13 protein-coding genes are annotated in these 15,909 nt (G+C 66.4%); 7 read left to right on the forward strand and 6 right to left on the reverse strand.

Annotated features, from left to right (window positions below; all coding sequences use genetic code 11):
* Nucleotides 1-90 precede the first annotated feature (90 nt).
* From ACQI46_RS18360 to ACQI46_RS18370, 3 genes are read left to right on the forward strand one after another with little or no spacing between them, the layout of a single operon-like run.
* Nucleotides 91-783, forward strand: coding sequence for a flavodoxin family protein (locus ACQI46_RS18360; protein ID WP_427095456.1), 693 nt, complete (start codon nucleotides 91-93; stop codon nucleotides 781-783).
* Entirely contained in the window at nucleotides 767-1,273 is a 507-nt protein-coding gene (locus ACQI46_RS18365) for a DUF2505 domain-containing protein (protein WP_427095457.1), read from the forward strand. Before ACQI46_RS18360 ends, ACQI46_RS18365 begins: the two co-directional genes overlap by 17 nt.
* Complete coding sequence (locus tag ACQI46_RS18370; RefSeq protein WP_427095458.1) at nucleotides 1,266-2,006, forward strand: nitroreductase family protein; 741 nt, start codon at nucleotides 1,266-1,268, stop codon at nucleotides 2,004-2,006. The genes ACQI46_RS18365 and ACQI46_RS18370 overlap by 8 nt, the downstream gene beginning before the upstream one ends.
* Before the next feature lie 12 nt (nucleotides 2,007-2,018).
* On the opposite strand, the gene ACQI46_RS18375 is transcribed toward ACQI46_RS18370, so the two are convergent.
* Nucleotides 2,019-3,245, reverse strand: coding sequence for a hypothetical protein (locus tag ACQI46_RS18375; RefSeq protein ID WP_427095459.1), 1,227 nt, complete (start codon nucleotides 3,243-3,245; stop codon nucleotides 2,019-2,021).
* Nucleotides 3,246-3,714: 469 nt separating this feature from the next.
* Nucleotides 3,715-4,887 carry an LLM class flavin-dependent oxidoreductase gene (locus ACQI46_RS18380; RefSeq protein ID WP_427095560.1) on the reverse strand — a complete coding sequence of 391 codons (1,173 nt, stop codon included), beginning with the start codon at nucleotides 4,885-4,887 and terminating at the stop codon, nucleotides 3,715-3,717.
* Nucleotides 4,888-4,968: 81 nt separating this feature from the next.
* Here ACQI46_RS18380 and ACQI46_RS18385 point away from each other — a divergent pair, with 81 nt between their 5' ends.
* From ACQI46_RS18385 to ACQI46_RS18400, 4 genes are all read left to right on the forward strand, one after another.
* Entirely contained in the window at nucleotides 4,969-5,751 is a 783-nt protein-coding gene (locus tag ACQI46_RS18385; protein ID WP_427095460.1) for an alpha/beta hydrolase, read from the forward strand.
* A gap of 522 nt (nucleotides 5,752-6,273) precedes the next feature.
* Nucleotides 6,274-8,523: a PE-PPE domain-containing protein gene (locus ACQI46_RS18390; RefSeq protein WP_427095461.1), complete on the forward strand. Its 2,250-nt coding sequence runs from the start codon at nucleotides 6,274-6,276 to the stop codon at nucleotides 8,521-8,523.
* 21 nt (nucleotides 8,524-8,544) lie between these two features.
* On the forward strand, nucleotides 8,545-10,029 hold the full coding sequence (locus ACQI46_RS18395) for a flavin-containing monooxygenase (RefSeq protein WP_427095462.1): 1,485 nt from the start codon (nucleotides 8,545-8,547) through the stop codon (nucleotides 10,027-10,029).
* Nucleotides 10,030-10,066: 37 nt separating this feature from the next.
* Entirely contained in the window at nucleotides 10,067-11,434 is a 1,368-nt protein-coding gene (locus tag ACQI46_RS18400) for a cytochrome P450 (protein ID WP_427095463.1), read from the forward strand.
* Here the strand turns inward: ACQI46_RS18400 and ACQI46_RS18405 are convergent.
* From ACQI46_RS18405 to ACQI46_RS18420, 4 genes are all read right to left on the reverse strand, one after another.
* On the reverse strand, nucleotides 11,431-12,258 hold the full coding sequence (locus ACQI46_RS18405) for a class I SAM-dependent methyltransferase (protein WP_427095464.1): 828 nt from the start codon (nucleotides 12,256-12,258) through the stop codon (nucleotides 11,431-11,433). The genes ACQI46_RS18400 and ACQI46_RS18405 overlap by 4 nt on opposite strands.
* A 42-nt stretch (nucleotides 12,259-12,300) precedes the next feature.
* Nucleotides 12,301-13,497 carry a PE-PPE domain-containing protein gene (locus tag ACQI46_RS18410; protein ID WP_427095465.1) on the reverse strand — a complete coding sequence of 399 codons (1,197 nt, stop codon included), beginning with the start codon at nucleotides 13,495-13,497 and terminating at the stop codon, nucleotides 12,301-12,303.
* Nucleotides 13,498-13,693: 196 nt separating this feature from the next.
* A complete protein-coding gene (locus ACQI46_RS18415) occupies nucleotides 13,694-14,365 on the reverse strand; it encodes a cutinase family protein (protein WP_427095466.1) in 672 nt (223 codons plus the stop codon).
* Nucleotides 14,366-14,424: 59 nt separating this feature from the next.
* Entirely contained in the window at nucleotides 14,425-15,906 is a 1,482-nt protein-coding gene (locus tag ACQI46_RS18420) for a flavin-containing monooxygenase (protein WP_427095467.1), read from the reverse strand.
* Nucleotides 15,907-15,909 lie beyond the last annotated feature (3 nt).

Genomic DNA, 15,909 nt, shown 5'->3' on the forward strand with positions numbered 1-15,909 from the left:
CACCAGAGGCTATGCGCAAACACCGCTGCGGGACAATCGGGCAGGAGCGAAAGGAGTGGGCATGTCGTCAGCCGAGAGGGGAGCAGGACAGTGACCGAATCCGATGATCGCGGCGCGCGCCCGCGGGTGTTGTTCCTGTACTACTCCTACACGGGGCAGACGCAGAAGGTGATCGATGCCGCGGCCGAGGTCTTCCGGCAGCGGGGGTGCGAAGTGCACACCGCGCCAATCGAGTTCACCGACCCGCGGTACGCCGAGACGTTCTCGCGGTTCCCGATGCGCAAGGTGTGGCCCGACATGTTCTCGGTGTTCGGGCCGCAGAATCGTGGCGAGAAGGGCGAGATCCGCACCCCGGACGCGGTCCGCGACGGCGAGTACGACCTGATCTGCATCGGTTCCCCGACCTGGTGGCGGACGGTCAGCATGCCGGTGCGGTCGTTCCTCGAGTCGGCCGAGGCCGCAACGCTGTTGCGGGGCAAGCCGTTCGCGGTGTTCACCGTGGCGCGCCGGTACTGGCAGGAGAACCTGGAGGCGGTGCGTGAACTGGCGGGCAAGCAGGGCGGCCGCTTCGTCGACAGCATCCACTTCATCTATCCCGGCGACCAGGTGCGCTCCATGCTGTCGCTGACCAGTTACCTCGGGTCGGGCCAGTACCGCGAGAAGTACCTGGGCGTGAAGATCCCGCCGACGAACATCAGCGACGAGCAGGTCCAGCAGAGCCGGGTGTTCGCGGGCAAGCTGGCCGATCGTCTGCTCGGTGGGAGCCATGCCCCGTCCCTTTGACGTCTCGACCGATTCGCCGTACTCGGTCGAGCAGATTCACCGGGCCTTCGGCGACGAATCGTACTGGCAGGCGCGTATCGCCCACTTCGGCGGCGGCACAACGACTCTGGATCATCTGACCGTCGATTCGGCTGGTTCGGTGTCGGTGGCCACGTCGCAGGGCCTGCGCAGCGACGCGCTCCCGGGCCCGCTGGCCAAGGTGTTTCGCGGCGGCCTGTCGGTGGTGCGCACCGAGCGCTGGCATGCCGACGGTGACGGCGCGGTCAGCGGTGAGATCACGATTTCGGCCTCGGGTGTGCCGGGGTCCGGTGTGGGTTCGGCTGTGCTGTCGCCGCTGCCGCACGGCTCGCGGTTGTCCCTGGCCGGCACGCTGGAAGTCCGGATTCCGCTCGTCGGCGGGCGCATCGAGAAGTACATCGGCGATCAGATCGTCGTCGAAATCCCTGAACTGCAACGGTTCACGTCAGATTGGGTGGCACAACATGGGTGAGTCGACCGAGCGGCGGTTTTCTCTCGATCCTCCGGCGTCGGTGCCCGAGACCTCAGAAGCGCTTGCCCGCATGGACATGCCGCTGATGGACGCGATGATGACCCAGCGTGCGGTGCGGCGTGTCTATCCGGATCCGGTCGACGACGCCATCGTGATGAAGTGCCTGGAGGTGGCCCTGCACGCGCCGACCGGCGCCAACGGCCAGAACTGGGAATTCATCGTGGTGAAGGACCTGGAGGTCAAGAAGAAGCTGGCCCGCAGGTACCGCCAGGCCTGGAATCTGTACTACCAGGCGGTGATCCGGCGCGTCGCGGCGCGGGACGCGTCCATGGCCAAGACCGCCCGCGCCGTGCAGTGGCAGGTCGACCACTTCACCGAGGTGCCGGTCCTGATCGTGGCGTGTCTGAAGCTCGGCCCCAAAGACGGGCGTGTGCCGTTCGTCCCGATGCCACATGCGGCCCTGTCCGGGTTCTACGGCTCGATCTATCCGAGCGTCCAGAATCTGTTGCTCGCGGCGCGGGCGATGGGTCTGGGCGCGTCGCTGATCACGCTGCCGTTGTGGAGCGTCACCTCGACCCGTAGGACGCTGAACCTGCCGGTGTCGGTGACGCCGTGTTGCGTTGTGCCGCTGGGCTGGCCGCGCGGCCGCTACGGACCGACGACCCGCAGGCCGGTTGCCGAGGTCATGCATTTCAACACGTACGGCAACCGGCCGTGGATGGGTACCGACTGACGGCGGTCGCGACTAGTCGTCGCTGCCGGAGTCGGACCGGTCCCGCGTCTTGGCGGAGCTCGTCTTGGTTTCCTCGGCTTTGCGGTGACGGCCACCGGTCTCGGTGGTCGCGCTCTTGCCGCCGCGCCGCACCGATGACTCGTCGGACTCGGACTTGCGGTGCTTGCCGCCGGTCTCGGCCGCCGGCTGCTCCTCGACGGTGACCTTCTCGGGCTCTTCGTCGGTGGGCTCGTCGGTGGTCTGCTCGCCCGGGGCGGGGGTGGTTTCCTCGGTCGCGGACCCGTCGACGGCAGGCGCCTCGTCATCGGCGGCGTCGCCGACCTCGGCGTCGCGAACCTCGATCCGCCGGGGCGTCGAGACCGGGCTCTCGGCCGGCGCCTCGGTTGCCGACTTGTCGGCGGCAGCCAGCGTGGTCACCTCGACCTCGGGCAAGGATTGCCGGGCCGCCTCGTCTTCCTCGCTCTCCCCGGCTTCCTCTGCTGGGGGAGCGGGGACGAAGAACTTGAAGAACCGTTCGATCTCGCGCACCGCGATCCAGTCCGGAAGGTGCCCGGTGACCTGCAGCGAGGCCGCGAAATCGGCGACGGCCTCGATGATCTCGTAAAACGTGACGCGCTGGATGCCCTGCGGCTCGGAGGTCAGGAAGTTCCACACCGACGTGACGGTCTCGGCCGGGTCCAGCTTGATGGTGTCCCCGGACCATTCGGTCTCTTTACCGTCGATCGGGTTGATGACCGTCGGGAAGGTGTAGCCCTGCTCCCGGTAGAAGTGGCTCATCGGGACGTTGAACATCACGTCGAGCATCCCGGGCAGGTCCGGGCATTCGAAGGCGCAGCCCTCGTACATCGGCAGGTTGGCGGTGGCCCACCAGTCGAGGTGCTTGCCCCAGGGATTGGAGAAGGCGGGGAACGGGATCAACACGTCGATCGCAGCGCGCAGCATGGCCGGGTTGGCGGGATCCCAGCCCCACACGTTGTTCGGGCTCGACTCGTTCCAGCTGCCGCTGAGGGTCAGCGCCGCCGACAACCGGTTCAGGGCTTCCACCATGTGTGCGGGCGCGCTGAACACCGATTCGATGAGATTGATCGGCACGTAGGCCAGGGACGAGGCGGTCAGGCTCACGTCGGGCTCTGCTTCACGCACGGTGGAGACCGGCGCCTCGACCGGCGCGATCGCGATGACGCCGGCGCCCACCAGTGCCACACCGGACGCGATCACCGAATTCACAGCTACGTTCATGACATCCATCTCTTCAAGCTGATGCGACTCCCGACCGAATGACCATACCTGGTGACCGCATCGATTCCAGCGGGATCGGCAAACACCATGGCCCCGCGCTTTCGCGGCCTCGCCGGGGGCGGGCGTGACCAGCGCGGCACCGCACCTCCGCAACGTCGGTCAGATGCCGGGCCCGGGGCCCGGTGACGGCCCGCTCCCGCCTTATTGACGCTCGCGGAAACAGTTTGTGCTGGTCGGTGTTTCGTTCGCTCGGGAGAGACGGCCGGGAGGTCGTCTCCGGCCGCGCGGAAAACCGGCCGGCTCGTCGGCCGCAACGCTGATGCGCGCTCCCACGCGGCGGCGCCTTAACGGTCCGCGCGGTAGCGAAATTGACGCGGCAGCAACGTCGGGGGGTGTCGGGCCGGAGTCGTCCGATACGCCGGCGGGACGCGACCGGAATCAGCGAAGCGTTTGCACGGGCAAATACCGGTCAGAGCTTCTTGAGGCCTCGGAGCACCGACGCGTAGGGGAGTGTCGCGCTCATCCCCTTGCGCAGTTTCGGGTTCAGCTGGCTGCCGTTGATCACGAGCAGGTAGCGCAGCCCGTGGTCCCGCCATTCGGCGACCTGATCGAGCACATCCGACGGCGTGCCGTGGAAGCAGATCTCTTTCATCAGGGACGCGGGAACCCGGGAGGTGTAGGAGAGCGCCGTCTGATGGTCGATCAACTGCGGGACAAGGTCCTGCACACCCGAGAAGTCCGAACCCAGCGGGTGCTCCGCTCCGTGGCGCGCCCACGTCTCGGCGGGGGCGGCCAGGGCAGCCGACTTGACGATGACCGAATCCAGCGCCTCGTCGACGTCGGCGCGGGTGCGGCCGGTGACCACGGTGCGGTTGAGCGCGGGGACGATGGCGGCCGGGTCGCGCCCCGCGTCCGACGCCGCCGAACGCACCGCATCCAGCGCACGCGCGTACTCGGCCGGCCGCGAGATCACGAAAGGCACCCAGCCGTCGGCGTACCGACCGGTGGCCCGCAACATCCTGGGGCCGTGCGCGGCGACCCAGATCTCCGGCCAGCGCCCCTTGTAGGGCGGCAGGTCGAACAGCGCGTCGCGCAGCGGGAAGTACTCCGAATCCCGGCTGACCGGCTCGCCACCGGATTCCCACAGCGCGCGGATGGTCGCCAGGGCCTCGACGAAGCGCGCCACCGGCTTGGTCCACTCGACGCCGTAGGGTTCGTTGCCTTCCCGCTCACCGACGCCGATACCGAGCATCGCGCGGCCCCGCGTCAACAGGTGCAGGGTGGCGGCGGCCTGCGCGGTGACGGCAGGGTGCCGACGACTGGCATCGGTCACACACACGCCGAAACGCAAGCGGCGCAGCCGATTACGGGCGGCCAGATGACCCAGCATGGTCCACGGCTCGAGGATCGCATCGACCTTGGGCACCAGCTTGGCGCCCAACCCGAGATGCTCCGGCGTTGCCAGCGACCGCGGCACCAGGGAGTTGATGTGGTCGCCCACCCAGAACGAATCCGCACCCGTAGCCTGGGCCGTGAGCATCGCGCCCGAGGTCAACACCGTCGGACCGACGCTCGTGTTGACCAGTCCGTCGAGCAATCCGAACCGAAGGCCGTGCTGTGCCGACCGCGTTGAGCGCACCATCATGGGGCGACGGTACTACCGAGCAGCGTGATAGGTTCCTTGCGCTCTCGCCCGAGACCTTCCCGACAGAGGGCCGCCCCCATGCTTGAAGTGATCGACAAAGGGTGCGTCACCACGGCGCACCCGGTTCCCTTGCTGTTCGTGCACGGCGCCTGGCATGCGGCGTGGTGCTGGGATGAACATTTTCTGAACTTCTTCGCCGACAAGGGCTATCGCGCGGTGGCGCCGAGTTTCCGCGGCCACGGAGGAAGCGGAACCGACAAACCGCTGCGCGCACTGTCCGTCGCGGACTACGTCGACGACGTGGCTTCGGTGGCCGCCGGTCTGGATGCCGCACCCGTGGTGATCGGTCACTCCATGGGCGGGTTCGTGGTGCAGAAGTACCTCGAGCGTCACGAGGCGCCGGCCGGAGTGCTGATGGCCTCGGCCCCGCCGTCGGGCTATCTCGGCTCGGGCCTGCGGTGGTTTCGTCGCCACCCGTGGCATTTCACGAAGCTGTCGATCACCGGTCGCTCGCTGCCGTTCGTCAATACCGTCGAGTTGGCGCGCGAGCGCTTCTTCTCGCCGCACACCCCTGACGAGGTGGTGGCGACGTATGCGGCGCGACTGCAGGAGGAGAGCGCCCGGTCGGGGCGCGACGGCCTGCTGGCGCTGCCTCGGCCGAGCAGGATCCGGACTCCGCTACTGGTGCTGGGCGCCTGCCACGACGGTGCTGTAACACCGGCGGAAGTGCGCGCGACAGGCAAGGCGTACGGGACCGATCCGGTGTTCTTCCCCGATATGGGGCACAGCATGATGCTCGAGTCCGGCTGGAAGTCCGTCGCCGAACGGATCGACGGATGGCTGGCCTCGCGCGGACTGTAATCGGCCTCCTGCGGGCGCAGGATAACGAACGCGTGGAGGCGAAGGCGCCATATTGACGCAGTCAGCAAAATGCCTTGTCCGTCGATTTCAATGGGTGTCGAGGTTGCTGGCGGGATGTCGCCTGCCGTCGGCGGAGTCGACCGGATCGGGGTTTCGTCGCGGCCTCAGCGTGCCGTAGATCGGCCGCGGACAGCAGCGGCAGGAGCCTGAACCAGCCGGGTCAACACTGATCACAGCGCTATAGGGAATGTTTCGACGCCACCGGAGGGTGGCGTGGGCAGACGCTGCAGCAACACCGGCGCCGCATCCTGCCGTCACGTGACATCTCTCCGGAAACCCGCCATACGGGCGATGACAGTGTTTCCTCGGTGCTGTTACGGACATCTCACAGAAGATCTCCAGCAATTCCTTGCGCGCGGCCGAAGTGTGATAATGTCCGCAAACATCACGTGACCGCTTCGTCATCACATTGCAACGACCTGGAAGGTTGGCCTGCTTATGCATGCAGCGTTACGCCCGTACGTGACAACGGGCCTCGCACTTGTCGGGTCGAGCGTCATCGCGCTCGCACCCCTCGCGCCGCCGGCACCGGCCGACGCTGCGTCGACCTCAGCGGTCGCCAAGTCCGTCGATCAGAACGTCACACTGACCGCGCGGGTGATCACGATCAACCCGACGCCGGACGCGCTGGACATGGGCGAGCAGCTGCAGGGCTCGATGTGCACGAACGGCAACACCTGCTACGAACTCGACTACCGCCCGGTCTGGAGCAAGCCCGGCTACTTCGGGCCCGGCGTCGAAGCCCTCAAAGAGGCCCTCTCCGATGTCGACGGAGAGGTCACCATCTTCGGTTTCAGTGAGGGCGCGGTCGTTGCCTCGCAGTGGCTCGCAGCCCACCTGGACGATCCCGAGGCCTATCCGGCGCCGGACAACCTGACCTTCGTCGTCATCGGCAACCCGTCGCGGAACTACGGCGGGGCCGGTGTCCCGTGGGGCCAGAAGTGGCCGACCAGCGACAAATTCAAGGTCGTCGACGTCGCGCAGCAGTACGACCCGACCGTCGACATGCCGTCCAACCCGCTCAACGTGCTGGCCGTCCTGAACGCCGCGATGGGCTTCTTCACCAACCACCTCGGCGACGGCTACAAGGACGTCGACATCGACGACGAGGACAACAGCCGCTGGGAAGAGGACGGTGTCGAGTACGTCTTCGCGCCGGCCAAGACGCTGCCGATCCTCTCGCCGCTGTATGCGCTGGGCCTGGACAAGCTCGCCGACGAGTTGACCGGCCCGCTGCAGTACCTGATCGAGCAGGGCTACAACCGCGACGGTCGGATCACCACGACGCCGATCGCCGATCCGGACGCCAAGAGCATCTTCTACGCGCCGATCAACCTGCTCGAGACGATCGCGAACATCCCGTATTACGCGGTCCAGGGCACCAACAACTTCGCCGAGGCCATGCGCATCAGCGGCAGCTGGTGGGTCTACACCCCGACGAACGTGTTGGGCTGGGATCCCGCCAACCCGTTGATGACGCGCACGTTCGTCGAGTTCCTGGTGGCGATCCCGTCGATCTCCGGGCCGCTGGGCAGGACCGCCGACTGGTGGGCCCGCGCCAACCTGCCGATGAACGAGGGCTGCACCGGCTTCCCGCCCTGCAACAACCCCGACGGCATCCTCGACCAGATGTTCAAGGTCATGCTGTGGGACTTCTTCAACCCCGAGGGCTTCACGTTCGAGAGCCCGATCACGCCCACCCACAACCCGATCAGCGACGTCGAGGCATTCTGGGGCCAGGAACTCGGCCTGACCGGGGACCCGGTGGAGTGGCACGGCGAGACCGTCTACCCGAAGCCGTTCGAGGAGACGCTGTCGTTCTGGGATCACCTGATCTCGGCGCCCGAGGGCATCAAGACGCCCACCCTGGGCGACCAACTGGACGCCGGCCGGAACCTCTTCGAGGCGTTGATGACCACGTGGTATCCCTTCGTGCCGAAGAGTTACGTGTGGAACCCGAAGATGACGCCGTTCGCGTACCTGGCCCGGCCGCTCGCCAAGCTGCTGTGCCCGGACTGCAACAAGGTCGACCCGTTCATGCCCAAGGAGTGGAAGGTCGGCTACGACGTCTACCCCGGCGCCTACATTCCGCCGTCGGTCCGGGATCGGTACGACGCCGAGACCGGCAAGTACATCGGCCCCGCGATCCCCGGTGTCGCCGACGAAAACGACCCCGACTACGCCGACTACCTCGACAAGTCCGGGCTCGGCGACCTGCCGGCGCAGGACGAGGACGATGAGGAAGGCGAGGCGGACACCGCCGCAGCGGCCATGTTGGTCTCGCGCACCGCGGAGGTGACCGAGGAGGCCGACGAGGCAGCCGAGGAAACGTCCGAGGACTCGAGCACCCCGAAGAAGTCCGAAGAGACCAAGCCGGAGGAGAAGAAGGACGTCGTCTCCGAGGCCGTGCAGGGTCTGCTCGACAAGTTCGGCAAGGCCCCGGTCGCCGAGGAGAAGCCGGTCGCCGAGGAGGCCGAGGAGAAGCCGGTCGCCGAGGAAGAGCCGGCTGCCGACGAGGAGCCGACCGTCGACGAGAAGCCGGTCGCGGACAAGGGCTCGGACGACTCGGGCAGCGAGGCCGAGAGCAGCAGCTCCAAGCGCAACACTGAGGCCAAGCGCGCCAGCAAGCGTGGCGAGTCGGGCAGCAGCGACAAGCGCTCCGGCTCCAGCAGCAAGAGCGGCGGCTCGTCCGCCGGCGGCTCTGACGACTGAGAAGGGCCGTAGTATCGCCCCGTGAGCACGGAGCAGTTTGACGCCATCATCGTCGGTGCTGGTTTCGGCGGGATGGGTGCCGCTATCCAGCTCAACCGGCTCGGCTACCGCAAGATCGCGATCCTCGATCGCGAGGACGACCTAGGTGGAACCTGGCACGTCAACCGTTACCCAGGGTTGACGGTTGACGTGCCATCCACGACGTACTCGTACCGGTTCGAACCGAACCCGTACTGGTCGCGGTTGTATGCGCCCGGCCCCGAGCTCAAGTCGTACGCGGCACATGTGGCCGACAAGTACGACTTGCGGCGCTACATGCGGTTCAACACCGTCGTCGACAGCGCTCGGTGGGACGAGGACAACCAGATCTGGCTGGTCTCGCTCAGCGGCGGGGAAACGTTGCGTGCGCAGTTCCTGGTGCTGGCCACCGGATATCTGTGCCAGCCGAAGAAGCCCGACATCCCGGGCATCGAGAGCTTCGCGGGCACGGTGCTGCATGCTCAGGAGTGGGACCACTCCTACTCGCTGAAAGGTCGGCGGGCCGCGATCATCGGGACCGGTTCGACAGGTGTGCAGCTCATTCCGAAGCTCGCGGAGGACGTCGCGGACCTGACGGTCTATCAACGCACCCCGATCTGGGTGATGCCGAAACTCGACTTCGGATTCGGTCCGGGCGTCCAGAAGTTGTTCGCGAAATTCCCTGCGACACAACGTGTTCTGCGAGTATCCAGCGATCTGTTCATGGACATCATGGTGACGATCGCGATGTGGCGGTTCCGGCAGTTCCGTCCGGTCAACCGGGCGGCGGCCGTCATCGGGACGCTGCACCGGTTCCTGGCCATCAGGGACAAGGGGCTGCGCCGCAAGCTCACACCGAGCTACGACTTCGGGTGCAAACGGCCCACCCTGTCGAACACCTACTACCGCACGTTCAACAAGCCGCACGTGCATCTCGAGACGGCGGGTATCGAACGGATCGAGCCCGACGCGATCGTCGCCACCGACGGCACCCGACGCCAGATCGACACCTTGGTGTTGGCCACCGGTTTCGACGTATGGGAGTCGAACCTGCCCGCGATCGAGGTCATCGGCCGGGAAGGGCGCAACCTCGGAAAGTGGTGGCGCGAGAACCGGTTCCAGGCCTATGAAGGCATGACGGTGCCGATGTTCCCGAACATGCTGACCCAGGCCAGCCCGTATGCGTGGGTGGGCATGTCGTGGTTCGACACCGTCGAGTGCCAGATGAAGCACATGGAGCGGCTGTTCGGCGAAGTGCAGCGCCGCGGCGCAACGACATTCGAGGTCACCGAGGAGGCCAACGCGCGCTTCCTCGACCGCATGCTGACCCTGCTCGACGACACGGTGTTCCGGCTCGGCAACTGCGCGGGATCCCGCTCGTACTGGTTCTACAGCTCGGAGGAGGCACCTCTGTTCCGCCCGACATCGGTGCGCCAGGCGGTCAAGGAACAGCAGCACTTCCCGCTCAGTGACTACGCGATAGCCTGAATGACGAACTCACGCACCAGTACGAAGGGGTGACGACATGGCAACAGCCACCACTGATCCGGTGCGGCTGCCGCCGGGCCCGAAGGTCCCGAAGCTCATCCAGGGCGGTGTGGTGCTCGCCCTCCGGTACAGTTCGATCGCCGCGCTGGGCCGGCGCTTCGGCCCCACCTTCACACTGCAGCTTCCGGTGTTCGGCGAGACCGTCGTGATCAGCGATCCGACACTGGTGAAGGACCTTTTCAGCACCAGCCGCGACCTGGTCGGGCGGCCGCAGAACAACCTCGGCGGTGACGTGCTGGGCCCGGGTTCGATCTTCAACCTCGAAGGCGACGAGCTGCTGGCCCGCCGCCGGCTGCTGCTGCCGCCGTTCAACGGCAAGAACATGCGCGGCTACGAGGACATCACCGAACAAGAGGTGATGCGGGAGATGCAATCCTGGCCGGAGGGCGTCGAGTTCGAAACCCTCGAGCCGATGATGCGGATCACGCTCAACACGATCCTGCGGGCCGTGTTCGGCGCCAAGGGTGACGAGCTCGACGAGTTGCGCGTTCTCATTCCGGCCGCCGTCGAGTTCGGCTCCAAGATCGCGCTGCTGCCGTCGATCGTGCGCCGCGACTTCGGGCCGTGGAGCTTGGGCGGGAAGTTCGCCGCATACCGCAAGCGAATGGACGAGATCTGCGCGTCGCTGATCAAGGAGGCCCGCGCGGACCCTGAATTCACCGAGCGCGGCGACGTGCTGTCACTGCTGTTGCAGGCGCGTTTCGACAACGGGGAACCGCTGCCGGACTCCTACATCCTCGATGAGCTGCTCACCATGCTGGTGGCCGGGCACGAGACGACATCGACGCAGTTGGCGTGGACGATCGAACGGATCCGCCGTCACCCGGATCTACTGAAGCGGCTGACCGACGAGGTCGATGCCGGCGGTAACGAGTTGATGCTGGCGACCATCGCCGAGTCGCAGCGCACCCGCCCGGTGTTGACGGCCGCGCTGCGACGGGCGCGGACCCGGATTCGCATGGGGGAGTGGGTCATCCCCGAAGGGGACACGATCATGGCGAGTCTGCAGCTGGCCATGGCCGCCGAGGAGAGCTTCCCCGATGCGGAGAAGTTCGACCCGGACCGCTTCATCGGCAAACCACCGAACCCGTTCGCGTGGGTTCCGTTCGGCGGCGGGATGATGCGCTGCATCGGCGCGTCGTTCGCGACCATGGAGATGGACATCACGCTGCGCACGATCCTGCGTGAGTTCCGGTTGGAACCGACCGACGCGCCCGACGAGAAGCCGCACAGCCGCGGCGTCACCGTCACACCCGCCAAGAACGGGCGCGCGGTGGTGTACCGGCGGAACAACAAGGCACCCCGCACGACCGACTCGGTCTCGGTGGCCGAAAGCGGTCGTTAGAACCCGTACTGCAGGATGCGCGCTTTGCGCGCGACGCCGGGGAGACGACGTGACAGTCGGCTGGCCCAGCGCAGACCGGCCGGGAACAGCGCGGCCTCGGGTCGGTGCATGGCGCTGGACTCGTCGATCAGGCGCAGCCGTGGGTTCCAACTCTGCGGTGTCGCAGCGTCTTTGAACCCTGGGAAGTTCCACTGGCTGTGTGGCGAGTTCGCCTTGCCCGACGTGGCGACCTTGCCCAGCAGTTGGTTGAGCTTGCTGACCCGACCGTAGTCGTTGAATGCCACCACCCCGGACGTGAAATGGCCGGTGATGCCGGCCAGCACCGCGATGACGTCTGCCTCGTCGAGAAACGCGAACAGCCCGTCGGCGAACACCATCGCGGGTCGGTCGGCGGGGATCTCCTGTGCCCACGTGGGTTCGAGAACCGACGCGGCGACCCGGTGTTCACGGTTGCTCGACGGCAGCAATGCCTCCCGCATCTGGATGACGGCCGGGAGGTCCACGCTGTACCAGTCCACGGTGGCCGGCGGGTCGACGCGGACCAGCGCGCTGCTGAATCCGGCGCCCAGATCGACCACCACCGCGTCGGGGTGGGCAGCGACGAACGCGCGGATGCGCTCGTCGAGCATCTTGGCGCGCAACGACACCAATGCCACCACGCTGGGGGTCGCACCGAGCGTGGCGAAGTCGTGGTCGATCTGCGCCACCGTTGCCGGCGCTGTCAGATCACCGAGGATGGGCCGCGGTGCGGCACTGTCGAGCGCACGGCAGTACTCGGTGAGCAGCGCGGTCTGTTCCAGAGGTGCAAGGCCGCTGACGTCCATGACGCCAGCCAAGCACACCCCGCACCGGAGGAGGTAACGCGCTCAGTCGTCGGTGCCCGACGATCCCGTGTCGGAGCCGCGCTCCGACCGGTCAGCGCCAGCGCTCGACGCGCTCGAGTCGTCCGACTTCTGCTGCGCGGCCCGCTTCCGTGCGACCGGTTCAGCTTCGGGTTCCGAGGCGTCCTCGTCCGACACCGACGTCTCGGCGACCGCGTCGTCGACACGGAGGGACTCCTGCGCCTCGGCCGGCTCAGCCGCGACGTCCTCGTCGGGCTCCACGACCACGTCAAGAGCCGGGGTGCTGTCGGTCGTTGTCGGAGTCGTCTCGCGGGCGCTCGCGCGCACCGCCGAATCCACGCTCTGCGTGGCGGCCCGGCGGGACAGCGGGGTGGCCGCCGGATCCGTGGGCTCCTCGGTCACCGGCTCGGTCGGCGGCACTCCCGGCTGCTCCGGCAGGTAGGAGCGGTCGTACGCAGCGTCGATGACGGCTCGCAGGCCCGGATCCAACGCCGCGGCAACACCGCCGAGGCCGATCCAGTGCAGCGGCTCGAGCAGCGGCAGCCGCTCGGTGGGCACGAAGACGTAGGTGGTGTTGCCTTCGGTCCACACGTAGTTGTCCGGGCTATCGAGATCGACGTCCTCGTAGGCGGCGTGGACCATGAAGAAACCGAGGTGCGCGTTCAGCATCGCCAGGAGGTTGAACGGGTTGCTCGGGAAGTCCGAGGCCAGGTCGTATTCGCGGGAGACGTCGATGACCTTGTATTCGGTCTGCGGGAAGGTGTGGCCGAGATCGTTGTCCGAGCCCCCGTACTTGCGCTGCGGGTTGCCCATCAGGATGAACGTGAGATCGCTGGCGGGCAGGGCGTTCTGGGTGCCGGCATAAGCCTCGAGCCAATCCGCGGCGACGCGTGCGCCCTGGCTGTAGCCGAAGACGATCTGCTGACCGGTGGTGCCGTCGCGCAGCGTGGCGTCGAGGTCCTGGAAACTCACCCGTGAGGACAGGTACGAGTTCTGCACCGCCTGGCACACTCGCGGCTCCTCGCAGAGTTTGCCCTGGAGGTCATCGTTGTTGCCGTTGGGCAGCAGGCTCAGCGTCAGTACCCGCGCGGGCCCATCCGGCAGGGCGACCGCCGATGCGGACGCCGGCGCCGACAGCAGCGCAAACAACGGAATGGATGCCGCGGCCGCGGCCACCCTGGTGACCCGCCGCCCTGCGGACCTTTTCGTCGAACTCATCATCCCCCCACATCGTACGTACAATCGTTTGCTGACAACCCAGACTACCCAGCATGCGTCCCCCTTACGCACGGTTGCCGGGATTCAATATACCTCCGTCAACACCGTGCTTATGGCACATAATGTCGCGGCGTCACAATTTGACCGCTCGACGTGGCCGTGCCAGCGCCTTTGCTGCTCGCTTAGCTCATTTAATGGATCAGAGCCGGCCCGCGACGAAGGATGCGGCCTCGTCGACCATGCCGTTCTTGACGTAGGCAAAGTGCGACGCAAAGTTCAATCCGCGGCTGCAGAACAGGTCGTCGACCGCACACATGTCGATCGTCTTCGGCCCGAACGTCCCACTTTTCTCGGGCAGTGGTCCACCGCCGCGGACGTTGCGCAACGGATTGCCGAATACCGCCACAGCCGCGACATGGTCGGCGAGCTCGGGTGGCAGCGGCGTCGGGGTCCAGCGGCCCAGCGGTTGCGGGTCCACGGTGATGAGGTCGATGACGCCGGCACCTTGCGAGTTACCGCCGAGGACCAGGCGGGTGTCGGGACAGTTGGCAGCCATGTGACGCACGCGGGCCGCGGCGTCGGCAGCACCTGCCGGGGCGGACGCGTCGAAGTCGAAACTCGCGGGGTAATTCACCGCGTAGGCTCCGACCGACCGTCCACCGACCTTGCCGCGCAACGAGTCGACGAACGCGTCGCCCAGCCAACCGAGTCCGGGCGGCGCCCCCGTACCGCGGGCGAAGATCACTTCGATATCCGGACACGGATCCGCCGCACCCGCAGGCAAACCCGGACCGACGACGCCAACCGTCACCGCGGCCGCAGGCGCCAGAACCGCCGCGCCCATGGCTCGGAGCAAACGCATCAACTGCATGCCTCCATGCTGACACATGCGTTGCAGCGGGTGCGTCGAATACGCTCTGACCTGCGCACTCAGGCGTACTGGTAATCGCTGAGCGGGAAAGTATCGTTTTCGCGGTTGGTCTGGTTGGTCGATGCCGGCCGCACCAGGGTCTCGCCGCTGGGGCTGAAGTAATAGGAGCGCGACTTCGCGCAGTCACCCAGACCGAAGACCGTCTTGCCCAGCAGCTTCGACATCCGTTCGCGGAAGCGGGCGTTGGCCTGCTCGGTGACTTCGAACGTGGTGGCGTTGCGGCGCTGCACCTCGCCGAAGAGTCGGTTCATGTGGCGCATCTGGTATTCGACGGTGTTGAAGAACGACAAGCCGCTCGATGCGTACGGGCCCGCGAGGCTCAGGAAGTTCGGGAACGACGGGATGGTCACGCCCTGGTATGCCTGGAAACCGTTGTCGCGCCACCACTTCCCGAGGTTCCGGGCACCGCGGCCGATGATCTCGATGGCCGGGATGTTGGCTTCCCACAGGTCGAAGCCCGTGCACAGCACCAGCGTGTCGATCTCGGCCTTCGTGCCGTCGCAGGCGATGATGCCGTCGGCGACAACCCGCTCGATGCCGGCAGCCTGCAGCTGCACGTGGGGCTTGGTGAACGTGCGGTAGTAGGAGTTGGAGTAGGTAGGCCTCTTGCACCCGAATTCGTATTCCGGTGTGAGCTTGGCCCGCAACGCTTTGTCGCGAACCGACGCGAACAGCAGTGCGCGCGAGGTGTAGTTGGCCACCGAGTTGAGCTTCCGGAAGTACTTGAAGTTCAACACCGACAGGATCATCATCGCTTCGAGGTTCACGTCGGAGGTGAAGCGGAACGCCCGCTGCAGCAGCGGAAGCCGGGAGAACAGTCGCCGCAACGCCACGGGGATCGCGAAATCGACCTTCGGCACCACGTGGATGGGCGTGCGCTGGTAGACGGTCAGCGAGGCGGCGGTCCTGGAGAGCTCCGGAATCAACTGCACCGCGGTGGCGCCGGTACCGATCAGCCCGATGCGATCACCATCGGGGGAATAGCTGTCATCCCAATCCATGCTGTGCAGGACACGCCCCTGGAAGTCCTCGATTCCGGGAATGTCGGGCTTGCGCGGCTGCGAAAGATAACCGGTGGCGGTGATCAGGAAACGTGTGCTCAAAGTCTCACCGCTGGACAGCGAAACCTGCCACAGCAGCGCATCCTCGTCCCAGCGCGCCCCGTCGACCGGACTGTTGAACCGCATGTGTCTGCGTACGTCGTACTTGTCCGCCACGTGGTTGGCGTACGCCTTGAGTTCCCGTCCGGGAGCGTAGTACCGAGACCAGTTCGGATTGGGTTCGAACCAGTACGAGTAGGTCGGCGACGGGATGTCAACGGCCAGGCCCGGATAGTGGTTGACATGCCATGTCCCGCCCAGATCGTCTTCTCGATCCAGGATCAGGATGTTGTCGTAGCCCATCTTCTTCAACTGGATTGCGGCACCCATGCCGCCGAAGCCGGCTCCTACGACGATCACGTCGAACTGCGGTTCATCCACGGG

Origin of the sequence: Mycobacterium sp. SMC-4 (assembly GCF_050205565.1) — a bacterium.
Lineage (GTDB): Bacteria > Actinomycetota > Actinomycetes > Mycobacteriales > Mycobacteriaceae > Mycobacterium.

Bases quoted from the DNA above. Each gene is read 5' to 3' on its own strand.
- ACQI46_RS18400 (WP_427095463.1), top strand. From the start codon at position 10,067: ATGGCAACAGCCACCACTGATCCGGTGCGGCTGCCGCCGGGCCCGAAG.
- ACQI46_RS18410 (WP_427095465.1), bottom strand. From the start codon at position 13,497: ATGATGAGTTCGACGAAAAGGTCCGCAGGGCGGCGGGTCACCAGGGTG.
- ACQI46_RS18385 (WP_427095460.1), top strand. From the start codon at position 4,969: ATGCTTGAAGTGATCGACAAAGGGTGCGTCACCACGGCGCACCCGGTT.
- ACQI46_RS18370 (WP_427095458.1), top strand. From the start codon at position 1,266: ATGGGTGAGTCGACCGAGCGGCGGTTTTCTCTCGATCCTCCGGCGTCG.
- ACQI46_RS18380 (WP_427095560.1), bottom strand. From the start codon at position 4,887: ATGGTGCGCTCAACGCGGTCGGCACAGCACGGCCTTCGGTTCGGATTG.
- ACQI46_RS18415 (WP_427095466.1), bottom strand. From the start codon at position 14,365: ATGCAGTTGATGCGTTTGCTCCGAGCCATGGGCGCGGCGGTTCTGGCG.
- ACQI46_RS18365 (WP_427095457.1), top strand. From the start codon at position 767: ATGCCCCGTCCCTTTGACGTCTCGACCGATTCGCCGTACTCGGTCGAG.
- ACQI46_RS18405 (WP_427095464.1), bottom strand. From the start codon at position 12,258: ATGGACGTCAGCGGCCTTGCACCTCTGGAACAGACCGCGCTGCTCACC.
- ACQI46_RS18375 (WP_427095459.1), bottom strand. From the start codon at position 3,245: ATGAACGTAGCTGTGAATTCGGTGATCGCGTCCGGTGTGGCACTGGTG.